This is a genomic window from Microcoleus sp. AT3-D2, from assembly GCF_036705715.1.
Classification (GTDB): domain Bacteria; phylum Cyanobacteriota; class Cyanobacteriia; order Cyanobacteriales; family Microcoleaceae; genus Microcoleus.
The window spans coordinates 1-2,162 of record NZ_JAUBVE010000176.1 but is presented as its reverse complement, the minus strand read 5'-3'; the positions used below and the strand labels follow the sequence as shown (position 1 = coordinate 2,162).

The following is a 2,162-nucleotide window of genomic DNA, read 5'->3' as shown; positions in this document are numbered from 1 at the left end:
CTTAATATTCATTGACGAATCTGGAGTTAATTTAGCAATGGTTAGGTTATATGCTAGAGCTTTGAAAGGTCAAAGAGTCCGGGGGGCAAAACCAACTAAACGTGGCAAAAATGTCTCAATAATTGGAGCAATGTCAGTCAAGGAAATTTTGACATCGGTTAATCTAATAGGCCCAACTGATGCAATTACATTTGAAGCTTTTATTATCAGAAAACTTGTGCCAAAACTATGGAAAGGTGCTTGTGTAGTCATGGATAATTGTCCCATTCACTTGGGAGAAGAAGTGAAAAAAGCGATCGAAAAAAGGGGCAAAATTAATATACTTATCTCCTTATTCACCAGATTTTTCACCAATTGAGAATCTCTGGTCAAAGCTTAAAATTATTCTCCGTTCTATCAAGACTACTAATTATCAAGAATTAGCCAAAGCCATAGAGTGGGCGTTCAGTCAAGTTACATCATCAAATATTTTTAACTGGTTTACACACTGCTGTTATTGTACCTCATCTTTCTGAGAAAGGCTATAAGTTACTGCTTCCTAATTTGGGTAACAAACACTCTTTTTAAGGGAATGGCTCTTTTCTCCCAGATTAGGGCGATCGTAAACAGATTGATACAGCCCCATTGAGTCCGATCTATCGCCACTGATAGGGTTTGTCCCACAGAGCAATAAGTTGTTAACCAGTAAGCGAGCAAAGGTAACCAAATTAGTGCGATCGTTAATTGAGGTAAGTCCAAAAATCTTTGCAATTTGCGACGCCGACTTTCGGTAGTAATGGGGTAGGGAAATACTCGTGCCAGCCTCTCTAATCTCACTTGTTTCTCGCTCTTGTATCAAGGAGAGCAAGATTGTGAGTAAAATAAACTGAGCTGATGTCAGTTGTTTTTGTAAGTGGGTCTGATAGAATGTTGGTAACATTAATTTTTGAGATAGGCTAGCTTGTAAGAATTCGGCTGCCTATCTTTTTTTAGCACACCTGGGTTAAATCTTTACGCTCTCTGGGTTTGGGGCGGGTTGTCACCCCTCCAGCATCCGAACGCAAAATTTTCCCATCCATAATCTATTTCAGATCAAAAATTTCACCCAGCCGCCATGCCATACAAAAAATTACTCACCAGATTTGGGGAAGACTTACAAAAATTGACTGTTAATTCTCTAGCACCCGGATTGTTTGCGATCGAGTCACTGAGTCTGAGTCTAGCAGTCGTCGCCGCAGTTGCAGCAGTGCCCGCAACACTGGAACCAGCAAATGCTTCTACAGTGACAAGTTGGAAATTCGATCCGGCGACAAATCAGCTAGAAATTACTCTCCCAGAGGGAACAACCCCCACCTATTCTCTACTCAACCCCTCTCAGATTGCTGTGGATTTGCCCAATACTGAGATCGGAGTAGATGCAACTCAGCTATACCCACAAGGTAGAGTGCGTTCTGTGGGAGTGAGTCAACTTCAACCGGGAACGGCGAGAATTCTGGTCAATTTGGCTCCTGGAGTCGGTTTCAGCGCAGGCCAAGTTCAATTCCAAAGAAGCGAGGTAGAAAATCGCTGGGTGTTGCGTCCTTTGATCGAACCGACTCCTATTGTGGAAACTTCCAAAACTCAACCCCAGCCTGCAATACAAGTACCGCAAAACCAACCGGCGACTGATTCCAACTCAACTGCTGCCACAGAGATTGATCGAGCTGAGCCTCCTACTTCCCTGAATCCAGCTACAAATTATTCGCAGTCGCCAACTCCAAATGACCAAATCCGGCCGCTAAGAGTGCCTTTAGTCAATGTTCGCCTTGACGAACGCCGTGGGGTACAAGCTGCTGCGGTACCCCGCCTATATCCTCAAATAACGGCTACCGCAGCACTCCAACTGCGGACGCTTACCTTTGGTGAACCGCTTCCTCGCGGACGATCGAATGCTCCTTTGCAGGCTGCCGCTGGGGCGAATGTCTTGTTGCCGGCGGGCACGGAGCTCAGTTTGCTATACCCCGGCGATCAGGCTTTGCGCCTGCAAGCGAAGCCCAGCCGAGAGGAAGTGCTGTTGCTGCAAAGGGGAATTCTCGACAATCGCGGTAATACGACGATCGTACCTGCTAAGTAGTCAGACACAATTAATTACACAAATACATAGTAGAATGATATTTCCGGCAAAATTATGAGTTAATTACAGT

2 protein-coding genes and 1 pseudogene are annotated in these 2,162 nt (G+C 44.8%); 2 read left to right on the top strand and 1 reads right to left on the bottom strand.

Annotated elements, in window-relative coordinates; genetic code table 11:
• Positions 1-37: 37 nt before the first annotated feature.
• A pseudogene (locus tag QUB44_RS30630) lies at positions 38-515 on the top strand (transposase).
• Between the two features lie 13 nt (positions 516-528).
• On the opposite strand, the gene QUB44_RS30625 reads toward QUB44_RS30630, so the two are convergent.
• Positions 529-816, bottom strand: coding sequence for a hypothetical protein (locus tag QUB44_RS30625; RefSeq protein ID WP_333373654.1), 288 nt, complete (start codon positions 814-816; stop codon positions 529-531).
• A gap of 277 nt (positions 817-1,093) precedes the next feature.
• Between QUB44_RS30625 and QUB44_RS30620 the strand changes: the two genes are divergently transcribed.
• Entirely contained in the window at positions 1,094-2,092 is a 999-nt protein-coding gene (locus QUB44_RS30620; protein ID WP_333373651.1) for an AMIN domain-containing protein, read from the top strand.
• The last annotated feature ends 70 nt before the right edge of the window (positions 2,093-2,162 follow it).